This window comes from Flavisolibacter ginsengisoli DSM 18119 (assembly GCF_900129295.1).
Classification (GTDB): Bacteria; Bacteroidota; Bacteroidia; order Chitinophagales; family Chitinophagaceae; genus Flavisolibacter; species Flavisolibacter ginsengisoli.
On sequence record NZ_FQUU01000020.1, the window covers coordinates 38,483 to 62,153 of the forward strand.

19 protein-coding genes are annotated in these 23,671 nt (G+C 40.4%); 11 read left to right on the forward strand and 8 right to left on the reverse strand.

Translation table 11 applies throughout. The features are described from left to right. Nucleotides 1–9: 9 nt before the first annotated feature. Both BUA53_RS17925 and uvrA read right to left on the reverse strand, forming a co-directional pair. Nucleotides 10–1,110, reverse strand: coding sequence for a T9SS type A sorting domain-containing protein (locus tag BUA53_RS17925; RefSeq protein ID WP_072836773.1), 1,101 nt, complete (start codon nucleotides 1,108–1,110; stop codon nucleotides 10–12). A gap of 192 nt (nucleotides 1,111–1,302) precedes the next feature. Beyond that, entirely contained in the window at nucleotides 1,303–4,161 is a 2,859-nt protein-coding gene (gene uvrA, locus BUA53_RS17930; protein ID WP_072836774.1) for an excinuclease ABC subunit UvrA, read from the reverse strand. 252 nt (nucleotides 4,162–4,413) lie between these two features. On the opposite strand from uvrA, the gene BUA53_RS17935 reads away from it, so the two are divergent. Further along, entirely contained in the window at nucleotides 4,414–4,995 is a 582-nt protein-coding gene (locus BUA53_RS17935) for an RNA polymerase sigma factor (RefSeq protein WP_072836775.1), read from the forward strand. 145 nt (nucleotides 4,996–5,140) lie between these two features. Here BUA53_RS17935 and BUA53_RS17940 read toward each other — a convergent pair whose 3' ends face one another. From BUA53_RS17940 to BUA53_RS17960, 5 genes are all read right to left on the reverse strand, one after another. Next, entirely contained in the window at nucleotides 5,141–5,959 is an 819-nt protein-coding gene (locus tag BUA53_RS17940) for an enoyl-ACP reductase FabI (protein ID WP_072836776.1), read from the reverse strand. A 12-nt stretch (nucleotides 5,960–5,971) separates the two neighbouring features. Beyond that, entirely contained in the window at nucleotides 5,972–6,184 is a 213-nt protein-coding gene (locus BUA53_RS17945) for a hypothetical protein (protein ID WP_072836777.1), read from the reverse strand. Nucleotides 6,185–6,192: 8 nt separating this feature from the next. Next, complete coding sequence (recN, locus tag BUA53_RS17950) at nucleotides 6,193–7,851, reverse strand: DNA repair protein RecN (RefSeq protein WP_072836778.1); 1,659 nt, start codon at nucleotides 7,849–7,851, stop codon at nucleotides 6,193–6,195. A gap of 87 nt (nucleotides 7,852–7,938) precedes the next feature. After that, entirely contained in the window at nucleotides 7,939–8,694 is a 756-nt protein-coding gene (locus BUA53_RS17955) for a zinc ribbon domain-containing protein (protein ID WP_072836779.1), read from the reverse strand. 101 nt (nucleotides 8,695–8,795) lie between these two features. Further along, nucleotides 8,796–9,893: a Nif3-like dinuclear metal center hexameric protein gene (locus BUA53_RS17960; protein WP_072836780.1), complete on the reverse strand. Its 1,098-nt coding sequence runs from the start codon at nucleotides 9,891–9,893 to the stop codon at nucleotides 8,796–8,798. A 38-nt stretch (nucleotides 9,894–9,931) separates the two neighbouring features. On the opposite strand from BUA53_RS17960, the gene BUA53_RS17965 reads away from it, so the two are divergent. The 8 genes from BUA53_RS17965 (at nucleotide 9,932) to BUA53_RS18000 (ending at nucleotide 20,410) form a co-directional block, all read left to right on the forward strand. Next, complete coding sequence (locus BUA53_RS17965; protein ID WP_217653025.1) at nucleotides 9,932–10,891, forward strand: YitT family protein; 960 nt, start codon at nucleotides 9,932–9,934, stop codon at nucleotides 10,889–10,891. A 120-nt stretch (nucleotides 10,892–11,011) separates the two neighbouring features. After that, entirely contained in the window at nucleotides 11,012–12,472 is a 1,461-nt protein-coding gene (locus BUA53_RS17970) for a carboxypeptidase M32 (RefSeq protein WP_245793207.1), read from the forward strand. 12 nt (nucleotides 12,473–12,484) lie between these two features. Further along, complete coding sequence (locus BUA53_RS17975) at nucleotides 12,485–12,886, forward strand: lipocalin/fatty acid-binding family protein (protein ID WP_072836783.1); 402 nt, start codon at nucleotides 12,485–12,487, stop codon at nucleotides 12,884–12,886. Nucleotides 12,887–12,994: 108 nt separating this feature from the next. After that, nucleotides 12,995–17,344, forward strand: a complete 4,350-nt coding sequence (locus BUA53_RS21465; RefSeq protein WP_217653026.1) for a PKD domain-containing protein — start codon at nucleotides 12,995–12,997, stop codon at nucleotides 17,342–17,344. 2 nt (nucleotides 17,345–17,346) lie between these two features. Next, nucleotides 17,347–18,354 (forward strand): PorP/SprF family type IX secretion system membrane protein, encoded by a 1,008-nt coding sequence (locus BUA53_RS17985; protein ID WP_084080237.1) that lies wholly within the window; start codon nucleotides 17,347–17,349, stop codon nucleotides 18,352–18,354. Nucleotides 18,355–18,515: 161 nt separating this feature from the next. Further along, the gene (locus tag BUA53_RS17990; protein ID WP_072836785.1) at nucleotides 18,516–19,451 is read left to right on the forward strand and encodes a hydrogen peroxide-inducible genes activator; all 936 of its coding nucleotides are present in this window, start codon (nucleotides 18,516–18,518) and stop codon (nucleotides 19,449–19,451) included. A 61-nt stretch (nucleotides 19,452–19,512) separates the two neighbouring features. Then, entirely contained in the window at nucleotides 19,513–19,986 is a 474-nt protein-coding gene (locus BUA53_RS17995) for a redoxin domain-containing protein (RefSeq protein ID WP_072836786.1), read from the forward strand. A gap of 85 nt (nucleotides 19,987–20,071) precedes the next feature. Then, nucleotides 20,072–20,410, forward strand: a complete 339-nt coding sequence (locus BUA53_RS18000) for a T9SS type A sorting domain-containing protein (protein WP_072836787.1) — start codon at nucleotides 20,072–20,074, stop codon at nucleotides 20,408–20,410. A 51-nt stretch (nucleotides 20,411–20,461) separates the two neighbouring features. On the opposite strand, the gene BUA53_RS18005 is transcribed toward BUA53_RS18000, so the two are convergent. Further along, nucleotides 20,462–21,634 carry a class I SAM-dependent rRNA methyltransferase gene (locus BUA53_RS18005; protein WP_072836788.1) on the reverse strand — a complete coding sequence of 391 codons (1,173 nt, stop codon included), beginning with the start codon at nucleotides 21,632–21,634 and terminating at the stop codon, nucleotides 20,462–20,464. Between the two features lie 208 nt (nucleotides 21,635–21,842). Between BUA53_RS18005 and BUA53_RS18010 the strand changes: the two genes are divergently transcribed. Together BUA53_RS18010 and dnaJ are read left to right on the forward strand one after the other, a co-directional pair. After that, nucleotides 21,843–22,409 (forward strand): nucleotide exchange factor GrpE, encoded by a 567-nt coding sequence (locus tag BUA53_RS18010; protein WP_072836789.1) that lies wholly within the window; start codon nucleotides 21,843–21,845, stop codon nucleotides 22,407–22,409. 74 nt (nucleotides 22,410–22,483) lie between these two features. After that, entirely contained in the window at nucleotides 22,484–23,647 is a 1,164-nt protein-coding gene (dnaJ, locus tag BUA53_RS18015; protein WP_072836790.1) for a molecular chaperone DnaJ, read from the forward strand. Nucleotides 23,648–23,671: the final 24 nt, after the last annotated feature.

Below are 23,671 nucleotides of genomic sequence, written 5' to 3' on the forward strand. Positions count from 1 at the left end.
TTGTTTAGCTTATTGCTTGATCACTTTCAGAGTTTCTGCACCGCCGGTACCGTTTTCAAAGCGTACCAGGTAAAGACCTGGTTTAGCTGTTGAAAGGTCAACCAGTGTTTGCTGGCTACCGGAATTGGGAACCATAGATTTTACCAACCTGCCATCCGCAGAACTGATGCTTAACAAGCTGCCATTCACAGCTTCATTGTGTTGTACCGTCATTGTATTTTTGGAAGACATGTATGCTTTCATTGGCACTGCAAATTGACCTCCCTTGAAAACTACCACAATGCTATACATGTATTTGCCATCATTATCTACAGATTTGATCCTGTAGAATCCTGTAGCCAAAGGCTTGTTGTCTACATAGCTGTATGAGCTGGACAGGCTTGCCTCAACAAATCCAATAGTTGTAAAGCCACGGCCATCACCGCTTCTTTGTATTTCGTAACCTTTTACATTCTCCTGCATGTCAATGTTCCAGGTAAGGCCTACACCGGCATTAACGGCTTTAACATCAACACGTGCAAAATGAACCGGAAGTGGAGTAGCATTTGCAATCACACGTGTGATTTGGAAATCATCGAAAGTCAAAGAGCCTCTTCCAGAAGTACCAGGATCTGTAGTAAATACTATTACGAAACGGAAAGGTGTAGAGGATGGATTGAAAAATAAATTGTTCACTTGAAGGCATTGCACTCCTGAAACTCCTTGCGATCCACTTGACACTGTACCTATAGGTACTATGCCATTAGCACTTGTTTGAACATTAACAGTGTATGACGTAACCTTGGAACTTCCCCCTATTGTAAACCTTAAATTAACTGTTGGGGCAAGGGTTGTATACGTGGGTGTAGTCAAGTGATAACTAGTATTCTCAGCCGCTGATGGAATACTAATATATTGTTGTGAACCCTGGATCACCTTTGTCCATCCTGTTCCTGAAAACCCTGATAAGCTGGTTGTTGATCCATCATTAAAATTGGCTCCTTCTGCTCCATTAAAATTTATGGAATTACAGGCGGTATTAGATAGTGGGGCCAATGATACCTGGCTATAACTTTTTACGGTTACAAATGAACATGCGAGTGCTAAAGAGTAAGTAAAAATCCTTCTCATGAGAATGCGTTTAAGTTTGAAAAATCGGTTAAACGGCAGTCAGAGGAAAATTGGGGTTAGGATTTCGAGAAGGTATTGTAATTCAGAAGGCCTTTTCCAATGGATATGAGAGGATAGTACAAACTTATATTGAATTTTCAAAGATTGCAATAGCAGCTCAACAATTTCTTCACTTATTTTATATGATTCCTGTCATAGAAACTGCCCGGTCCTGCTTTCCTTTATTTTTTTGAGATCAGAAGGCTTTCCTTCAAACACCAGGTAACCCCCATCGGCACCTGCTTCGGGACCGAGGTCTATGACCCAGTCTGCACTTTTAATAACATCGGTATTATGCTCTATTACAATGATGGAATGGCCTTGTTCTATCAGGGCATTAAAGGAGGCCAGGAGTTTTTTGATATCGTGGAAGTGCAGCCCCGTTGTAGGTTCATCAAATATGAAGAGGATCTTGCCAATGTTTTTTCCTTTTCCTAAAAAAGAAGCCAGCTTCACTCTTTGGGCTTCACCACCGGAAAGGGTATCTGAAGATTGTCCCAGTTTGACATATCCAAGACCTACATCGCTCAGGGGCCTGATACATCCACTGATATTTTTTTCGTCCTTAAAGAACTCAATGGCCTCGTCCACGCTCATTTCCAATACCTCAAACACATTCTTGCCTTTGTATTGCACTTCAAGCACTTCCTCCTTGAATTTTTTACCATGGCAAACTTCGCAAGTGAGGTGCACATCGGCCAGGAACTGCATTTCCACAATCTTCTCGCCTTCACCCTTACAGGCGTCGCAACGTCCACCATCTACGTTAAAGGAGAAATGCTTGGGCTGAAAACCCCGCATTTTACTCAAAGGCTGAGAGGAGAACAGGTCCCTGATATTGTCCCAAGCCTTGATATAGGTAACGGGATTGCTGCGTGAGGATTTTCCAATTGGATTCTGGTCAACCATTTCCACGCTGGCTATAGAGTCAGTATTACCTTTTATACTTCTATGGAAACCCACTTTATCAGCCGCTTCACCATGCAATTTCTTAAGTGCAGGAAAGAGTATATGCTTGATAAGAGTGGTTTTTCCGCTACCACTGACTCCACTTACCACACAGAGTACATTTAATGGAAATTCAACAGTAACATCTTTTAAGTTATGCTGGCGGGCTCCTTCGATAGTGATGGATTCATTCCACTTCCTCACCTTTGCCGGGGCATCAATGCGAAGCTCACCTTTTAAATATTTTCCCGTCAGACTTTCGGGGTTTTTAATGATAGCGTCATAATCTCCTGAAGCAATGACCTCGCCACCCAAATGGGATGCTAAGGGACCCATATCAATAATATGGTCCGCTTCACGCATCATCATTTCATCGTGTTCTACCACCACTACTGTATTGCCAAGGTCACGCAGTTCTTTAAGTACACTGATCAAATTATTGGTATCCCGTGGATGAAGGCCTATGGAAGGCTCGTCAAGGATATACAAGGAATTGGTAAGGTTGCTGCCCAGGCTTCTGGTTAACTGAATACGCTGGCTTTCACCGCCGCTGAGCGTATTGGCCAGCCGATTCAGGGATAAATAACCTAAGCCCACGCTAAGCATTGTATCAATACGGTGATTGATCTCTATAAGGATCCTTTTAGCTACCTGCGCCTCAAATGGTGTAAACTCTTTGGATGCATTGTCAAACCACACCCGCAGGTCACGTATAGGCATTTCACTAAGCTCCCCAATATGTTTACCATTTACTTTGATGTATAGGGCTTCTTTACGCAACCTGTAGCCCTGGCAATCGGGGCATAAGGTCCTACCCCGGTACCTGCTTAAAATAACTCTGTACTGAACCTTATACAGGTTTTGCTCAACTTCCTTAAAGAAATCATTGATACCATTTACAAACTGGTTCCCTTCCCATAACACCTTGTATTGTTCAGGGGTAAGATCTGCAATAGCCTTATGAACCGGGAAATCAAACTTTCGGGCATTGCGGATAAAATCTTCTTTCCATTTGCCCAGCTTTTCTCCTTTCCAGGGAGCTACCGCACCTTCATAAACACTTAAAAGCTTATTAGGTATTACCAGGTCATCGTCAATGCCAAGCACCAGGGAAAAGCCCTCACATGTGGGACAAGCCCCATAAGGATTGTTGAATGACAATAGATTAGGTGATGGCTCTTCAAAGTTGATCCCGTCAAGCTCAAACCTGTTATTAAAAGAAAGTAGTTTCTCTCCGTTCACTTCAAGGTACACATCCCCTTCTCCCTCATAAAATGCAGTTCCAATTGAGTCAGAAAGCCTGTGGATATCATCTTCGTCAAATTTCTTTACCACAATACGATCTATGAGCACATATACATTTTCAGGGTAGGTAAAAGCTTCAATAAAATCACCAGGTGAAGACAAAAGTTCCTCAATATGGTAAATCTTACCCTCTTTGACAGGGTTTTCCTTTTGAACATGAGAAAAAGGAGAAACATAGATCCGGCTGAACCCCTTTTGCATTAATATATTCAGTTCTTCCCTTTCGTCCCTATTGCGATGTTGTTTAAAGGCCGCCAGGATAAAAGCTTTATTGCCTTCCTTAAGGTGCACTATAGCATCCAGTACATCTATTACATCATCTTTCTTAACCACCCTTCCTGAAATGGGAGATATGGTTTTTCCGGCACGGGCAAAAAGTAACCTTAAGTAATCATAGATCTCAGTCATGCTGCCCACAGTGCTGCGGGGAGTGCGGGTTATGACCTTTTGTTCGATAGCAATGGCCGGGGCCAATCCTTTGATATAGTCCACATCCGGCTTATCCATGCGATTCAGGAATTGGCGCACATAAGCACTAAGACTTTCAGCATACCTGCGCTGACCCTCTGCAAACAGGGTGTCGATTGTCAGTGAAGATTTTCCCGAGCCGGAAACGCCGGTAACCACAATAAACTTATTGCGGGGGAAACTGACATCTATATTTTTAAGATTATGTACCCGGGCTCCCTTTATAAATATAGAATCCGCGGTACCATTGTCCTTTGCCTGTTTTTTAGCCTTTGCTGTCTTTTCTTTCATTATTGTCACGCAAAAATAAGAACATGCTAAATAGTTTAGTTTGAAGGTTAACAGTTCTTTTAGGAAAAGAATCCAGGGAAGTGCAATAAAAATTGTGAAAATTGAAAAAGAATTCTATTTTTAGGATAAGAAAATAATCCTATTCTATAAAACCACTAAAACACTTCTCGCCTATCGCTTAAACTTCTACTCTGTTTTTTTTATTATTTATTGTTCGTCCATATCCGAAGACCACCTAAACTGTAGGAGTTTATGAATTTATTATCCAGACTGTCCGACCACGAGCTCATCAACTCGTTTACCACAGGTAATGTTAACGCTTTGGAAACCCTTGTATTGCGTCACAAGGAAAAGCTTTATACCTCTATCTTCTTCCTGGTGAAGGACAAGTATCTTGCCGAAGATATCTTCCAGGATGTTTTTATCAGAATTATAGATACTATACGTAGTGGCCGCTACACGGAGGAAGGTAAGTTTCTTCCCTGGGCTATGCGTATTGCTCATAACCTGTGTGTTGATCACTTTAGAAAAGTAAAGCGTACACCTGTTATTAAAAACAGTGAAGATCAGGATATTTTCGAGGTCCTTAATTTCACTGAAGATTGTGCCGAAACCAAAATGATCAAGCGCCAGAGTTATAACAGGGTGAAAGACATGCTGGATCTTTTACCAGAGGACCAAAGAGAAGTGATCATCCTGAGGCATTATGGCGATATGAGTTTTAAAGAGATTGCAGCCGTCACCAATTGCAGCATCAATACAGCGCTGGGAAGAATGCGTTATGGATTGATCAACCTTAGAAAGATGATGATGCAAAAACAAATTGCACTGTAATAATGAGGACCTGAAGTCTTCATAGAAGATATGTCATTCTTATTCTCCCACTACATGCTTGCCGTAGTAGGTTGAATAAGAATGACGCCCAATTAAAAATGCTCCTTTAGAGGAGCATTTTTTTATATAACCATACTATGTTCAATTATTGTGCAGGCATCATTTTATCTACAATGGCCTGGGATACACCTGTGAAGCTGAATCCACCATCATGAAACAGGTTCTGCATCGTAACATACCTGGTAAGATCGCTAAATAAGGTGGTGCAATAATTAGCGCAATCTTCGGCAGAAGCATTGCCCAGTGGACTCATATTATCTGCATAATCAACAAAGGCATCAAAACCCTTTACCCCGCTCCCGGCTGTAGTGCGTGTGGGTGATTGAGACACTGTATTGACTCTTACTTTTTTACGAACTCCATAATGATAACCAAAACTCCTGGCCACGCTTTCCAATAAGGCTTTGGCATCTGCCATTTCATTATAATCAGGAAATACCCTTTGAGCAGCTATATAGGATAAACCGACAACACTACCCCATTCATTAATGGCATCCATATCCCAGGCTGTACGCAAAACCCTGTGAAGGCTCATAGCAGATATATCCATAGTTTTCTGGTTCCACTCGTAGTTCATCTCCGTATAGTGCTTGCCCTTTCTTACATTCAAACTCATTCCAATGGAATGTAACACGAAGTCTATGCCACCATTAAAATGCTTTTGTGCTTCTTCAAAAAGGTTTTTTAAATCATCCATATTAGTGACATCAGCACCAATAACAGGCGCCTGAACTTTTTCAGAAAGTTTATTAATCTCACCCATACGCAGCGCCACAGGGGCATTGGTTAGCACGATCTGTGCTCCCTGCTCGTGGCATTTTAAGGCCGTTTTCCAGGCAATGGATTTTTCGTCAAGCGCACCAAATATGATTCCTTTCTTACCTGCTAGAAGATTATTTGCCATAATAAGTTGATTTTATTGATGCTGCCCATACACAAATTTTAGTAACAGCCATACAAATATAAATGTATAGACAAATGCCAGGGCAAGACCTGTGAACATATAGATTAAAAAACGGAGGAAAGAGGTGCGGGGTGCTAGCTTTTTTACTAATACCTGGTTGATATAATAAACAGGGATTATGACAAATACAATAAAAGCTGCCAATCCTATCAGATCATGCTTCATTTGTCCATTCAATTCATGATCATTTCCCTTGCATTTTCCATGGCAGCCGCAGTAGGCTTTTCACCACTTAACATCCTGGCAATGGCCACTATACGTTCGTCTGTGTTCAACAAGCGCATACCTGTAGTAACCGTATCATTTTTAAGTGCTTTATATACAAGATAGTGAGCATCGGCCTTACCGGCGATCTGTGGCTGGTGCGTGATACACAACACTTGCCTGGATGCCGCCAGTTCTTTCATAATGGCACCTACCTGCCTGGCAGCTTCACCGGAAATACCCGTATCTATCTCGTCAAAAATAAGCGTGGGCATATTCATAGACCTGGCTACCAAAGATTTTATACAAAGCATTAAACGGCTCAATTCACCACCGCTTGCCACCTTTCTGATTGGCTGAAAATTATTGCTTTTGTTTGCATCAAATAAGAAGACCACATCATCAATGCCATAATTATATAATGGCACTTTCCTGATCTCAACCTTTAAACGTGCATTAGGCATGCCCACAGGCCCAAGCATTTTATTGACCTGTTGCTCCAATGGCTTCACCTGCGCCAGTCGGGCAACTGATATTTTAGAAGCCAGGTCTTCAGCCTCTGATAAAAGCTGCTGGTGCTTCTTTTCTGCTTTAGCAATGGCGTCATCTATATTCAAAACTTCCTGCAACCTGGCATTGAGGTCTGCATGAATACCAAGCAGTTCATTGGTTGTTTTCACACCATGCTTTTTAAGCAGTTTATAGCCTAAGGATATACGCTCATTGATCTTATCAATTGTGGAGGCATCGGAACCTATATGATCATTGATCCTTTCAGTTTCGTCCGCTATATCCTGCAATTCAAGGTATGAGGATTGCAGCCGCTGTACGAGTTGAGGAAGTTCGGGATGCAGATCTGCATATTGCTGCAGCTGACTACTCAATGTTTTTAAACGACGGATCAAAGGGGCTTCATCTTCTTCCAGTTCAAAATACGTTTTCGTGAGGGCGTTTTTAATTCCTTCTGCATTAGTGAGCATTTTTAATTCCTGCTCCAGTTCTTCCAGTTCATTTTCCCGGAAGCCTGCTTCGTCCAACTCATTAAATTGAAACTGGTGGTAATCAAATTCTTTTTCAAAACGGCTCTTTTGCTCTGTCAGGAGGTCCAGTTCATGGGCCGCAGCCTGCATATCAGCATACAGCTGTCCATATTTTTTGAGGTTTTTGCTATTGCCTGCCAGCACATCCAATACTTCTCTCTGAAAGTCGGTTTGCCCCAACTCCAATGTATCAAATTGCTGGTGAAGATCCACGAGCAAGCTGCTTAATTGATTCAACTGGCTAAGGTTAACAGGTGTATCATTAATGAAAGCCCGTGATTTGCCATTAGGAGCGAGTTCCCTGCGCACGGTTAATTCATCTAAAACATCCAATTCATTAGCTTTAAGAAAGCTGACCACATGGCTGTCTGAGGCCTCGCCCTTAAAACAACCTTCCACTACACATTTGCTATCTTTATTCTTTAAAATATTACTTTCAGACCTCTGGCCCAATATCAATCCCAATGCACCGACAATGATTGATTTGCCTGCCCCTGTTTCACCTGTTATAATATTCAGATTGGATGAAAAGTCAATTTCCAATTGTTCTATTATAGCATAATTGCGGATAGATAACCTGCTCAACATAATCAGTGACAAATTAAAGCATTTCCTATTTCTCAAATAAAAAAAGCCGCTATTTTAGAGCGGCTTCTGAATAAATATTTAACGTTCTTATTTTATTTCAATAGAGTCTGTCAGTTCTGAGTCAACCAGGATACGACCACAGTTTTCGCAAACCATAACTTTTTTACGCTGTTTGATCTCACTTTGCTTTTGAGGGGGAATATAATAAAAGCAACCACCACAAGCATCCCTTTCAACAGGCACAACAGCCAGGCCATTGCGGTAATTCTTACGGATCTTTTCATAGCTGGCCAGTAAACGAGGGTCAACATGCGATTTGGCTTCCTCGGCCAGCTTATTAAAATGTTTTTCTTCTTTTTCGGTTGCGGCAATGATCTTTTCCAATTCACCCTTCTTGTTAGCTAGTACACCTTCTTTAGTGGCAAGGGCTTTTTTAGCCTTATCCAGTGCCTGGGCCTTCTCGGCTATCTCTTCATTGGCATCTTTGATATGCTTTTCACACAGCTTTACTTCCAGCTGCTGCATCTCCATTTCTTTATTAATAGCTTCAAACTCCCGGTTATTCTTTACGTTTTCGCTTTGCTTCTCATATTTTTTTATCAAAGCTTCGGCTTCCTTGATTGCTTCTTTCTTTTGAGCAATAAACTCCGTGATACCGTTGATCTCTTCTTCTATACGAAGCTGACGAGCATGCAAACCATGAATTTCATCTTCCAGGTCAGCCACCTCAATAGGAAGTTCACCTTTTAAAATGTGAATTTCATCCAGCTTGGAATCCACTTTTTGTAACTGCACCAGTGAACTAAGCTTTTCTTCTACTGAATATTCTTTAACGTTTGCCATTTTAAGTTTATAGTTTGAAGTTTGTTTTTACGGATCATCAAACGTCAACCATGAATACCAACCTGCATTATTAAGTTATTTCTGCCTCCCGGCTACATCTATTATCCTAAATAATTGACTGGATTTGTATTCACGCTTGATTTAAGGACGGCAAAGGTAGGGAATTTTTTGAGCAAAAGGTCAGAGAGAAGCTCTACAGTATACTGCTCGCTTTCATAATGACCTATATCTGCCAGGACTATTTTACCTTCTGCATCGAAAAACTCATGGTATTTCACATCACCGGTAATATATATATCAGCCTGGCTGCTAATGGCTTTCTTTAGCAAAAAGCTGCCAGCCCCGCCACAAACAGCCACTTTTTGAATGGGTTTTCCCAACAGGCTGGTGTACCGGATACCATTTGCTGCAAAACGGTCCTTTAATAAATTCAGAAACCCTTTTTCTTCCATTGGGGCTTCCAGGTACCCAACCACCCCTGAACCCATGCCCAGGTGGCTATTTTCCATGGTAAATATATCATAAGCCACTTCTTCATAGGGGTGGTGCTTAACCAGGGCTTTTACTACCTGGGTTTCCAGGTAGAAGGGATACACGATCTCTATCTTGGTTTCTTTTTCCTGGTGCTGTTTGCCAATTTCGCCCACGTAGGGGTTGGCGCCTTCTTCAGCCTTAAATGTTCCGGTGCCTTCACTGTTAAAAGAGCATTCTGAATATTGACCTATATGTCCTGCACCGGCGTTAAAAACGGCTTTTCTCACCTCTTCGGCTTTATCAACGGGTGCAAATGTGATGAGCCTGCGTAGTAACCTTTTTTTTGGCTGAAGCACCTCTATGTCTTTTAGTCCGAGCTTTTGGGCTATCATGCCATTGACTCCTAGTAATACATTATCAAGATTGGTATGGGCTGCATAAAGAGCAATATCATTTTTTATAGCTTCTATGATTATACTTTCAACGTAGCTTTTGCCATTGATTCGCTTCAGTCCCTTGAAAATGATTGGATGGTGAGATATGATAAGATTGCAATTGCTTGCCTGCGCTTCTTTTATTACCTCAAGTGTCACATCAAGAGAGCAAAGTACTCCTGAACATTCCCGGTCACCATTACCTGTGATAAGACCAGCATTATCATAATCCTCCTGCAATTCAGGGGCAGCAAATACTTCAATAGCAGAAATAAGATCAATTATTTTCATGAGTGAAAGTTAGTGCTTTGTAGTTTTGAATGAATTCAATGACCATCATAAATCGAATAAGCAATATTTTTCAAACCGATCGAAGCCGTACTGTTGAAAGTATTCAAAGACGCCAGGCTTCAAAAAGGTTGAAAAAACGGGTATTGAATTACCTGCGTGACTTCCTGATCATTATACTAGGCGTGGTTTCTGCTGGTTTTGGACTCAAAGGCTTCCTGATGCCCAATGGCCTGATTGATGGAGGGGTGACCGGTATCTCCTTATTGATCAACAAGGAATCACATATCTCTTTATCTATCCTGATACTTATTTTAAACATTCCATTTTTGTTATTAGGTTTCAGGCAGATCAGTATGGGCTTTTGCATGAAGAGCATTGGCAGTATTACAGCCCTGGCAATAGCAGTGGCTATCATCCCCTATCCTATAATTACCAATGATAAAATATTAGTAGCTGTATTTGGAGGGTTTTTCCTGGGTGCGGGCATAGGCCTGGTGATCAGGGGCGGAGCAGTCATTGACGGCACTGAGGTGCTTGCTATTTATTTAAGTCGCAAGGCAAGTCTTACAGTAGGTGATTTTATTCTGATCTTCAACATTATAATTTTTTCTGTAGCTGCCTACCTGCTCACTATTGAAGTGGCCTTATATTCCATCCTGATTTACCTGGCAGCATCTAAAACAGTAGATTTTATACTGGAGGGTATTGAAGAATTTACAGGTGTCACAATTATTTCTACAAGAAGTCACCAGATAAGCCAGATGATCAAGAAAAAGCTGGGGCGGGGCCTTACTATCTATACTGGAAGAAAAGGCTTTGGTAAAAGTGGTGAAAGCAACCAAGAGGTAGATATTATTTTCACTGTCATTACAAGGCTGGAGATCAACAGGCTCACCACTGAAGTGGAAAGAATAGATCCAAGGGCTTTTATAGTAATGCAAAGTATTAGAGATACAAGAGGTGGCATGGTAAAGAAGCACCCTTTAAAGGAAAAGTAATTAGAAGCCTTATCTTCTTTATTAACTGGTGTACATCGCCACTATAGTATTGCCAAATCATTATTCCCTTAGATTTGAAAAATGAACACCCCTGAACTATACGAATTGTACAAAAGCAAAATGCAAAGAATTGCAGATATAAGAAATGCAAGTGCATTAATGCAATGGGACCAGGAAACATACATGCCACCAAAGGGTGCTACCCTCAGGGGCCAACAAATAAGTACTCTTTCAGAATTAAGCCATACACTATTTATTGAAGAAGAATTAGGCAGCATCTTAAATGACCTGTCAGGAAAGAATGATCTTGACATCACCCAAAAACGGAATGTTGCAAGAACATTGGAGGATTACCAAAAGAACAAAAAATATACGTCTGCATTTGTGCGGGCTTTATCTGACCAGGTCAATAAAGCCTTTCATGCCTGGATAGAGTCAAGGAAGCAAAATGCGTTCTCCATATTTCAACCGGAACTGGATAAACTCATTGCACTAAAAAAACAGGAAGTCCAATTACTTGGTTTTGAGAAACATCCATATGATGCCTTATTGGATGAATTTGAAAAAGGATGTACCGTGGAGTTGCTGGACAAAACTTTTTCCGGCATTATCCCGGTATTAAAAACCTTACTCGGTAAAATTGCAGCCAGCCCGCAGGTGGATGACAGTTTCCTGCAACAGGCTTTTCCTAAAGAAAAGCAATGGGAATGGGGAATGCACCTGGTGAAACAATTGAATTTTGATTTCGAAGCAGGAAGGCAGGACATTAGTGAACATCCCTTTAGCACCAGTTTGAATAGCAAGGATGTGCGGATTACAACACGGATTGACGAAAATGACTTTGCCAATATGACCTGGAGTTGTATTCACGAAACAGGGCATGCCTTATATGAACAAGGACTATTAAGTGAAAATTATGGACTTCCTTTAGGTGAAGCCTGCTCCTATAGTATACATGAATCTCAATCAAGGCTGTGGGAGAACAATGTGGGGCGCAGCCTGGTATTCTGGCGCCATTATTTTTCGGGGCTTCAGCAATTTTTCCCCGAACAATTTAAAAATGTGACAGTAGATCAATTTTATAAAGGCATTAATAAGGTACAACCTTCATTTATCCGAACGGAGGCTGACGAGATCACCTATCATTTCCATGTGTACATACGATATGAACTGGAAAAGAAGCTTATAGATGGTTCATTAACTACCGGGGACATACCCGCCTATTGGAATGAACAATATAAACAGCTAATGGATATTACCGTGCCGGATGACAAAAATGGCTGCCTTCAGGATGTGCACTGGAGCCATGGAAGTTTTGGGTATTTTCCCACTTATAGCCTTGGAAGCTTCTATGCAGCCCAGTTTTTCCACCAGGCAGAAAAAGAGATCCCTTTGCTACAATCCGGGTTGGAAAAGGGAGATTCTTCCCTTCTTTTAAAATGGCTGAGAGAAAAAATACATAGTAAAGGAAGATTTTATACAAGCGAAGAATTGTGCAAAGCTGTGACGGGCACTGGTTTGGAAATAAATTCTTTTACTTCCTACCTGTTGGATAAATACAGTTCAATTTATACCTTGTAAGCAAATACTCTTATGAAACAGATCTATACCCTTATCCTCCTATCATTTCTTTGCGGTTGCAGCAAAGAACAGTTAGTGAAAAATGCAGTTATTGATGCCATGACATCCGGGCAATGGAAAGTTGTGAATTTCAAAAACGATAATACTGATAAAACCAGTGATTTTGCAGTCTATAAATTCCAGTTCAAAGAGAACCTGACAGTAGATGCCATCAATAGTACTTCAGTGGAAACTACAGGTACCTGGACAGCAGATGGAAATGCAAGGACGATTAGCTCCACATTTAATAATGCAAATGCTACCATAACCTTATTAAATGGGACCTGGCAGATCACTGATAATAGCTGGACTTACGTGGTAGCCTCTCAATCGGTAAATGGGACCATCAAATCATTGCGTCTAGAAAAGCTTTGAGACATTTTTTTATTTAAATCCAATTAATGAAATACCGGGAATACTTTTTGCAATTATGAAACGTTAATCTTTAACAACCTTACGAAAACTTGCCTAAGGGGCCTAAAAGTGAGCAAATTGAGACTGAAAACAACTGTTACCATTATAATGCTGTTTTTAGCAGTCGTAATTCATGCTCAGGCACCTACCCCCAACTTTTCAGCTTCAGTAACTTCAGGATGCTCTCCTTTAGTTGTAGATTTCAATGATCTTTCAACCGGTAATCCAACAAGCTATTTCTGGGATTTTGGTAATGGTGCCACTTCAACAATTAAAAATCCCTCAACCACGTATTTTAAGGAAGGGGTTTATACTGTCAAATTAACCGTTACCAATAACAGGGGTTCCAATACATTAACACGTTCCAGCCTTATAACAATTTATGGAAAGCCAATACCACAATTTTCTGTGAGTGATAGCACAGGCTGCTTTCCCATCAGGTCCCAATTTACAGATGCATCCGGATCCAGTTCAGGTACCACTAATACAAAATGGTTTTGGGATTTTGGAGATGGCACACAAGCCACTGACCAGAATCCTTTACATACTTATACTTCGAGTGGCAATTTTGGGGTGACCATAAAAGTCACCAATGATAAAGGGTGTTCGAATGTTTTAACAAAGCCTGCCTATATCAGGACCACTAATGGAGTAAAATCCGATTTTACCAATTCAATGGCAGGGGTTTGCAAACCTCCATTTTCAATAAGTTTCACTAATAACTCAACCGGACCTGGCACACTTTCCTACCTATGGGATTTTGGAGATGGAAATACTTCTACAGTTCAATCGCCTTCCCATAGTTATATAACACCCGGAAATTATACTGTTAGTCTTGCTACCACCAGCACAGCCGGTTGCTCTGATACAATGATCAAAAAAGACCTGTTTGCTATTCTTGATATCCATACAGATTTCAATGCTCCGGACAGCATTTGCATTAATAGCGAAGCGGGATTTATAAATACTTCATCGCCTGTGCCGGTGAGCTCATTATGGAAATTTGGAGATGGAACGAGCAGTACGGACACTATGCCAATTAAAAGGTTTACAAATGTTGGCAACTTCAATGTGACTTTATATAATACCTATAGCTTTTGTAAAGATTCTTTTACTAAGGCGATTAAAGTATTGGCTAAACCCAAAGCAAATTTTACTGTAAGTAGTACATTCAAGTGCAGTCCACCCTTTTCAGTAAACTTCACTGATGCAACACCAGGGGCTGTTTCCTGGTTATGGAATTTTGGCGACAGCACCACCTCCACTGATCAGAATCCAGTGCATGTTTTCAACGATTTTGGTTACTATACGGTTAAACTCATTACTACCAATGCTTCCGGATGTTCAGATACTTTGCAAAAAGATTCATTGATAAGTATAGTTAAGCCTATTATTACCTTACCAGACTTACCTCAAAATGGGTGTATACCATATACAATCAATCCTTTAGCAAATATTATTACGGGTGACAATGTAACTTCTTATTTATGGGATTTTGGTGATGGAGGGAGTTCTACACAAAAAAATCCAACTTATACTTATTTAACGCAGGGCACTTATACGGTAACATTAACTATTACCACAAGTACCGGATGCACGGAAGTCTTTTCATTACCTGCTGCAGTAAAAGTAGGAACAAGGCAACCTGTGGATTTTACTGTTTTACCTAATCCTGTTTGCGCTTTGCAACCAGTTCAATTCACCGGCATTTCAGATACCTCTGATGCCTGGCTTTGGGAATTTGGGGATGGCGCTGCAGCAACAGATAAGAACACCTCCCATTCCTACCAGGATATAGGAACATTTACTGTAACCTTTACTGCCTATAATAATGGCTGCCCTTCAATCATTAAAAAAACAAATGCTATCACTGTTAGCCCACCCATTCCTGCCTTTAGTTTCGATGTAGATTGTTCCAATAAACTTAAGGTGAACTTTACTGATAAATCACAAGGAGCCATTAGCTGGTTATGGGACTTTGGCGATGGCACAACATCAACTTTACAAAATCCTACGCATACTTATAGTACTTATCAAACGTATACAGTATCACTTACGGTTACAAACAATACCTGCTCAAACAGTATTTCAGATGCAGTTAAGCTGTTTACTGATATGCCTGATTTTAATGTGACCAATCCTACAGTTTGCCGCAAATCAACTGTTTATTTTGGTGCTGTGGTAAAAGATCCGGCCAACTATGTTAGATATATCTGGGACTTTGGAAATGGTGGCACCTGGGATAGTGACCTTTTTGACCGTACAGGCGCAGCGTATCATTATTATTCCGTAGCAGGAACTTATGATATTACTTTAACGCTAACGGATATACATGGTTGTAATACTGTGGTCACAAAAACCAAATATGTACGCATTAATGGACCAACAGCTAATTTCTCATCTATTAATCCAAATGGTTGTGTTTCTACTGTAAGAAACTTTACTGATCTTTCAAAGGATGATGCCATTCACCCAATAAAATCATGGAAATGGGATTTCGGTGATGGAATCATTACCACGCTTACCAAACCACCTTTTACCCATACTTACGCTGATACCGGTACCTATTCTGTAAACCTCGTCGTAACAGATTCTGTGGGCTGCCGTGATAGTATTTCCAGAGCAAACCTCATTCATGCTACCAATCCAAAAGCGGCATTTACAGTTGATACGCTAGCATGCCCGGGAAGTAACTTAACATTTACCAATACTACTGCCTCTACTGGGTTTACCAGCTCCTGGAACTTTGGTGATGCAACTAGTTCAACACTTGTTTCCCCTGTCCATTCCTATACAGATTCAGGGTATTATTCTGTAAGTTTAATGATCACAGATCAATATGGTTGTACGGATACGCTGACTAAACCAAACCATATCCGGGTGGCACGGCCTGTGGCCAGTTTTTCATTGAGCGATTCAATAAGTTCCTGTGTTCCTTTCGAAGTACAGTTCACTAATACCTCCTATTTCACGAACTCAATTTTATGGAACCTTGGAAGTGGAACGAGCAGCGTTCCCAACCCTGTTCAATACTATATTACGCCTGACACATACCAGGTAAGCCTTACAGTTACCAGTCCGGGGGGATGTACAGATAAAGCTGTTAAAAGTATAACCCTATACGATACGATTGGATCCAAAATCACTTATTCACCATTAAGTGGATGCAAGCCGCTGAATGTATCCTTAGCAACCTACAGTCCGGGGCCTGTTACCTATACCTGGGACTTTGGAGATGGAGTTATACTTAATAATAAAACTGACAGCCTGGAGCATATCTACAATTTCTTTGGAGATTTTGTACCCAAGATCATTATGACTGATCCATCTGGATGTCAATATCCCATCACAGGATTTGATACAATCCATATTATAGGGGCGATTGCGAAATTTGGACTGGATAAGAAGCTGTTATGCGACAGTGGGCTGGTAACTTTTATTGATTCAACCACTTTCAATGATCCATTAACTTCTTATCAATGGAGTTATGGAGATGGTTCTACTTCCACCTTACCTGATCCGGGGAGCCATTATTACGCCTCACCGGGCATTTATTCGGTATCCGTAAATGTAGCTACCCTTAACAATTGTGTGGACACTTTCACCTTGAAGGATATAATAAAGGTTGTTCAAAGTCCATTAATATCGATTGTGAGTGATACCGTTGTTTGTTTAGGGGATTCAATGCTTCATAAAGGAGTCTTCCAGCGAAGTGACACTTCTGCAGTTAATTGGTTATGGAATTTCCCTAATGGAAACATGTCTGTTTTGCAAAATCCTGCATTGCAGGCTTATGGCACAGCAGGAAACTATTCTATATCCACTATAGCTACGAATAGCAGCGGCTGTGCAGATACGGCTTATAAAAATCTTCTTGTCAACCCTTTACCAGTTATTACAGTTCCATCACCCTTAACGAAACAAGCCGGATTTCCATTAACCATTCCGGCCTCATACAGTTCAAATGTGACCAGTTATACCTGGATGCCTGCCGCTACATTAACATGTACTGATTGTCCACAACCAGTTACCAATACAAAATTCAATAAACTATTTAGTGTTGCCGTAGTAGACAGTAACGGTTGTCGCAACAGGACCAACGTCCAGGTAATTGTTGTATGCCCTAATGCCAATGTATTTATCCCAAATACTTTTTCACCTAATGGTGATGGTAGTAATGATGTACTTTATGTAAGAGGAAAAGGATTGGAAAGGGTTAAAACCCTTAGAATATTTAACAGGTGGGGAGAAGTGGTTTTCGAACAGACTAACTTTCCGGTAAACGATGCTTCCTATGGATGGAATGGCAGGTACAAAGGTGCTTTACCTCACCCGGATGTATATGTGTACCAGGTAGAAGTATTTTGTGAGAATAGCGATATCATACGTTTTGAAGGAAACGTTGCCTTGATACAATAGTTATGAGAAAGAAATTATACCATATTATTTTTTCTTTATTAACCCTGTGTTGCAACGCTCTTGTGTCTGGGCAGGACATTCATTTCTCTCAATTCTTTGAAGCCCCTCTTTTAAGAAACCCATCGCTTGCCGGAATCTTCACAGGAGATATTCGTATTCAGACTGTTTACAGGGATCAATGGAATAGCCTGACCGATGCATTTAAAACATTTTCTCTTAACGGTGAGTATAAAATGCCAGTAGGCAAGGGTTCTGATTTCTTAACTACCGGCTTACAAATATTACACGACCGTGCTGGCACTGTGTCATGGGTTTCCACACATGTTTTACCTGCTCTAAACTTTCATAAATCACTAAGCAATGACAAAAACAGGTATTTATCACTTGGTTTTATGGGTGGCTTTGTTCAAAGAAGTTTTGACAGGAGTAAAATGACTACTAACAGTCAATATGATGGCATGGGTGATGGTGAGATCTTTCTTAAGCCACTATATTCTTACCTGGATGTTTCTGTAGGAATGAGTTATAATTCCCAAATTGGCGAAAACCCCAATAACAACTTTTTTGTTGGTGCAGCGTATCATCATTTAAATAAACCAAAGAATAGTTTTTACCGTAATGCATCTGCTGAACTGGAACCGAAATGGGTAGGTTCCGCAGGTGTACGTCTTGCCGTAACTCCTATAAGTTACCTGACTATCCAGGCAGACCATTCCAGGCAGGGACAATTTATGGAAACTGTGGGTGGTGCATTATATGGAATTAAAATAGGAGATGATTGGGATAAGCCATTATATACCATTCATGGCGGGGCCTTCCTTCGTTGGAACGATGCTTTGATCCCTGTCATCAAACTTGATTATGCACCATTTTCTGCATCCTTTAGCTATGATATAAACCTATCTAAATTAAAAACCTCCAGTTATGGCCGGGGAGGATTTGAATTGAGCATTTCTTACATAGGATTTATCAATCGTGAAATTGAATCATTGAATTGCCCCAGGTTTTAAAAATATCATTGCCAGGTTTCGTCATGCTAACCATCAAGTATTATTCTCCCTAAAGCCTGGTCCAGCCTATCAAGACGCTTCGACAAGCCTCCTTTTAATGAGTATATTATTACATTGGCAAAAACAATAGATTCTATACTTTCATAGGATATATCGATATTATGAACCTGCAACAATTAGAATATGTAGTAGCAGTAGATCAAAACAGGCACTTTGCCAAAGCCGCTGAGAAATGTTTTGTTACCCAGGCCACATTAAGCATGATGGTTAAAAAACTGGAAGAAGAATTAGGGATCATTTTATTTGACAGGAGTAAACAACCCGTAGTTCCAACTGAAGCTGGCAAGATAGTAATTGAGCAGGCACGTGCGGTTTTAAAAGAAACAGCATTAATAAAAGATCTTTCGTTAAATCTTAAATCAGGTTTACAGGGCGAACTAAAAATAGGCATTATACCAACTTTAGCCCCCTACCTCCTACCCTTATTCCTTCAATCCTTTCTTAAAAATTATCCATCGATTAAATTAAAGATCCAGGAACAAACAACAGATCAACTTTTATTACAGCTCTCCTCGGAAAAAATTGATGTGGCTATAATGGCCACTCCTCTGAATGATAAAAACTTTAAAGAGAGACATTTGTTTTATGAAGAGTTCAAGGTTTTTGTTTCATCCACTGATAAGAACTTAAAAAAGAAATACCTCTTACCAGAAGATATTGATATTAATAAACTGTGGTTATTGGAAGAAGGACATTGTCTGCGTTCACAGGCATTAAACCTTTGCGAATTGCAGAAACAACAGGCCAGGGCGCATAATCTTGATTATGAAACCGGTAGTATTGAAAGCCTTCTTAAAATAACAGAAATGAATGAAGGAATCACTATTGTACCTGAGTTGGCAACATTGAATTTCAACACTTCCTTCCGGGAAAAATTGCGCAACTTCAAACCTCCCGTTCCTGTAAGAGAAATCAGCCTTGTCACTTACCGGCACTTTATCAAAGAAAAGTTGCTAGAGCTTTTAGAAAAAGAGATCCGCCTTGGGGTAAAACCTTTCATTCATCACAAAAAGGACTCGCATGTAATAGGCATTTAGTTACTAATGCAAAGAATGAACATGTTAAGAAATAAATTGTTCTTCTAATTAAATAAGAGTAATGAAAATAGAGATTGGACAATTAGCCCCTGATTTTAGCTTATATAATACCGAAAAGGAAAAGGTTACACTATCCCAGTTAAGAGGAGAAAATGTATTGCTTCTTTTCTTTCCGCTTGCATTTACATCAGTCTGTACAGCCGAATTATGCGCTGTCAGGGATAATATGAAGATCTATGAATCGCTACATGTAAAGCCCTTGGGCATTTCAGTTGACTCATTATATACCCTTGCAAAGTTTAAGCAGGAACAAAATTTAAACTTTTCTTTATTAAGCGATTTCAATAAAACAGTGTCCAAATCTTATGGTTCCTTGAACGAAACATTTGGTTTTGAAATGCACGGCGTGTCAAAGCGTTCTGCATTTTTAATAGACAAGGAGGGGATTGTTCAATATGCAGAAGTGTTGGAAAATGCTGGAAAACAGCCGGATTTCGAAGCTCTGCAGGTAAAATTACGTGGTTTAGAAAAGTAGTTTTATCATTTATAACCCATTTTTAAGCAAGTCGTTTGTATTATTTGTAAATTGAAGTAATATTGTATTCAGAAAAATTTAATATTTGATTAGACTTTTACTTATAGTATCCTTTCTTGTTTTAACCATTCACTCCGAAGCTCAAACCCGTGAAATCCCGGGTGGTGCGTCTGCAAGTGTTGTCAGGTTATATCCTAACCCAGCTACTACGGTTATCAATTTTGATATTCAAAGATCCGTGGACAAAGCATATTCCCTCCAGATCTATAGTTTCATGGGAGCCCGTAAAATGTTTGAACAAACTAATTTAACGGACCGCACATCTATCAATCTTTCCGACTTTAACAGGGGAGTTTACATTTACCAGTTGCGCGATAAAACAGGTAAACTGATAGAATCGGGCAAGTTCCAGGTGTCTAAATAGCCATTATTACACCATTTACCATCTCTGTATTCTTAAGTGCCTGTATAGGAATTATAATACCTGCACGATAAGAAATTTTAAATAATGGGTATTCTCCATATTCCAAACGATAGGATGATCAGAAGATTGTGTTTGGAATGTTACCTGCCTTATTTTTCTTCTTGCGTCTTTCGCAGCCATGTCTATGACCTGAAGGAATAACTCAGGCTGTACCAGGTTGGTACAGGAAGAGGTTACAAGGAAGCCACCGGGTTTTATAAGCTTCATTCCCCTTAAATTGATTTCCTTATACCCGGTAATAGCCTTTTGAATGGTAGCCCTGCTTTTTGTGAATGCCGGAGGGTCTAGCATCACTACATCATACCGCTTATCTTCTTTTGACCATTGCTTTAGCACATCAAATGCATTTGCCGTCTGAAACTGCACTAAATTCTCCAAACCATTAAGTTGAGCATTTTTGTTGGCCTGTTGCACTGCATTTTCAGAAATATCAAGCCCTAATACGCTTTTAGCCCCATAATGTGCAGCATGGATTTCAAATGTACCGGTATAGGTAAAGGCGCCTAAAACTTCAGCCCCTTTAACAATATGTTGTATAGCTCTCCTGTTATCCTGCTGGTCAAGAAAATAGCCCGTTTTCTGGCCGTTCTCTATATCAACATGGAATTTTAATCCATTTTCATTAATAATGATTTTTGTGTCAAAAGGACTACTTAAAAACCCCTTTTGCTGGGGTAAGCCTTCCAGTTCTCTGACTGGCACATCATTCCGTTCAAAGATACCTTTAGGCTTAAATATGGCATCTAAGGCCTTGACAATAGCAGGTTTCCAGGTATCAATGCCCAATGCCAGGGTTTGAATCACAAAATAATCATTGAACTTGTCAATGATCAATTGAGGCAAACCGTCAGCTTCACCAAACACCAGGCGACAATTTTCCGTGTAGCCTATTTGCTTACGATATTCCCAGCATTCCTTTATCCGGTTTAGATAAAACTCATCATCAATAACTACTTTCTTTTCAGTGGTCAGTAATCTTATAATGATCTGGGATTGGGCATTGAAATAACCCTTCCCGGCAAACTTTCCATCAGAGAAGTAGACATCCACTATATCTCCGGCCTTTGCGTCGCCATCCCATTTTTCTACTTCATTAGCAAAAATCCAGGGATGTCCATTTAGTATTCGGTTAGCTATTTTTCTCTTTAATTGTACCCGGGTCATAGGGGCGCAAGATACGGCAGTAACACAATTGGCGGTTTAAGTATCATCTTAATATGGGATAAGTTTAAAATTTGAGCATTGCCCCAGGTTTATGACAATGCCTCAGCCTTAATGCTTGTTAATGCTGTATTAAAGGACATTTTGTCCCTTCCTATGGCGTTGGCAATATTCTTGACAGTCCTACCTTTGCACACAATTTTGATACATCATGAAGAAAAACGAAGTTAAAGACAAGGAACAAGACAGGAATATTGACACTTCCATGAATATCAACACCGATGAAAATATAGATGGAAACCAGCATTTAAACGATCCTGTTGCAGAAGAATCAGAAATAGAGAAGTTAAGACAGCAGGTAGACGAATTGAATGACAGGTATTTGCGCCAGGTGGCAGAATTTGAAAATTTCAAGCGTCGCAATGCACGGGAAAGGATAGAATTGATACAAACCGCAGGGAAAGAAGTTATAACTGACCTTCTGGATGTGTTGGATGATAGTGAAAGGGCACAAAAGCAAATGGATACAACCCAGGATGTGCAGCAGATCAGGGAAGGTGTACAACTTGTTTTTACAAAGTTGAGAAATACACTGGCTTCCAAGGGATTAAAGCCCATTGATGCTTTGAACAAAGATTTTAATGTTGACCTGCACGAAGCAGTAACAGAAATTGATGCAGGAGAAGAAATGAAAGGAAAAGTGGTTGCAGAAATCCAGAAAGGCTATTACCTCAATGATAAGATTATTCGCTTTGCTAAAGTAGTGGTTGGTAAATAAACACCTATTCAAAAGCTGAGGCCTATTTTTAGGCCCGGCATCAAAGCTTTTATAAATACAAGCTACAAAAACAAATGGCTAAAAGAGATTACTATGAGATATTGGGTGTGAGTAAATCAGCCTCCGCAGAAGAGATAAAAAAATCTTACCGCAAGGTGGCGATGCAATTCCATCCAGACCGTAACCCAGGAGACAAATCTGCCGAAGAAAAATTCAAGGAAGCCGCTGAAGCATATGAAATATTAAGCGACCAGGACAGGCGTGCGCAATATGACAGGTATGGTCATGCAGGTGTAAGTGGAAACGGCCGTGGGGCACACCCCGGCAATATGAATATGGAAGATATCTTTAGCCAGTTTGGTGACATCTTTGGCGAAGATATTTTCGGAAGCTTTTTCGGAGGCGGCGGAGGAAGATCCGCAGGTGGCCAGAGGAGGTCAAGAGGCACAAGGGGTAGCAACCTTCGTATTCGTCTCAAACTGAATTACGAGGAAATAGCCAAGGGTGTAACAAAAAGTATAAAGGTTAAAAAATATGTTGGCTGTAATGTCTGTGGTGGCAGTGGTGCTAAAGACAAAGGCAGTGTGCAGAATTGCTCTACCTGCGGAGGCAGCGGGCAGGTAAGAAAAGTAACCAATACCTTCCTCGGGCAGATGCAAACTGTTACAACCTGTCCTACCTGTAATGGTGAAGGATCAACAATTACAGCAAAATGTGGTAATTGTAAAGGAGAAGGCAGGGTTTACGGTGAAGAAACCGTTTCTATAGATATCCCTGCAGGCGTGCAGGAGGGTATGCAACTGAATATTAGCGGTAGGGGAAATGCCGGGGAAAGAGGTGGATCTCCTGGAGACCTGATCATTTTAATTGAAGAAGAAGCCCACAAAGAATTACATAGAGACGGGCTCAATGTAGCATACGACCTTCATATTTCATTTACCGATGCAGTTTTTGGAACTCAGGTAGAAGTTCCCACTATTGATGGCAGAGCAAAGATCAAATTACCCCCAGGCACTCAAAGTGGTAAGGTCTTCCGGCTTAAAGGAAAAGGTTTCCCTGCTGTGAATAGCTATGAAAAAGGTGATCAGTTGGTTCATGTAAATGTCTGGACCCCGCAGCATATTTCCAATGAAGAAAAAACGATCCTGGAAAAGCTTAGTCATTCTTCAAATTTCAAACCTGCTCCTGACAAGAATCAGAAAAGCTTTTTTGATAAAATGAGAGAAATGTTTTCCTGATCAAATGATGATAATGAAAAAAAG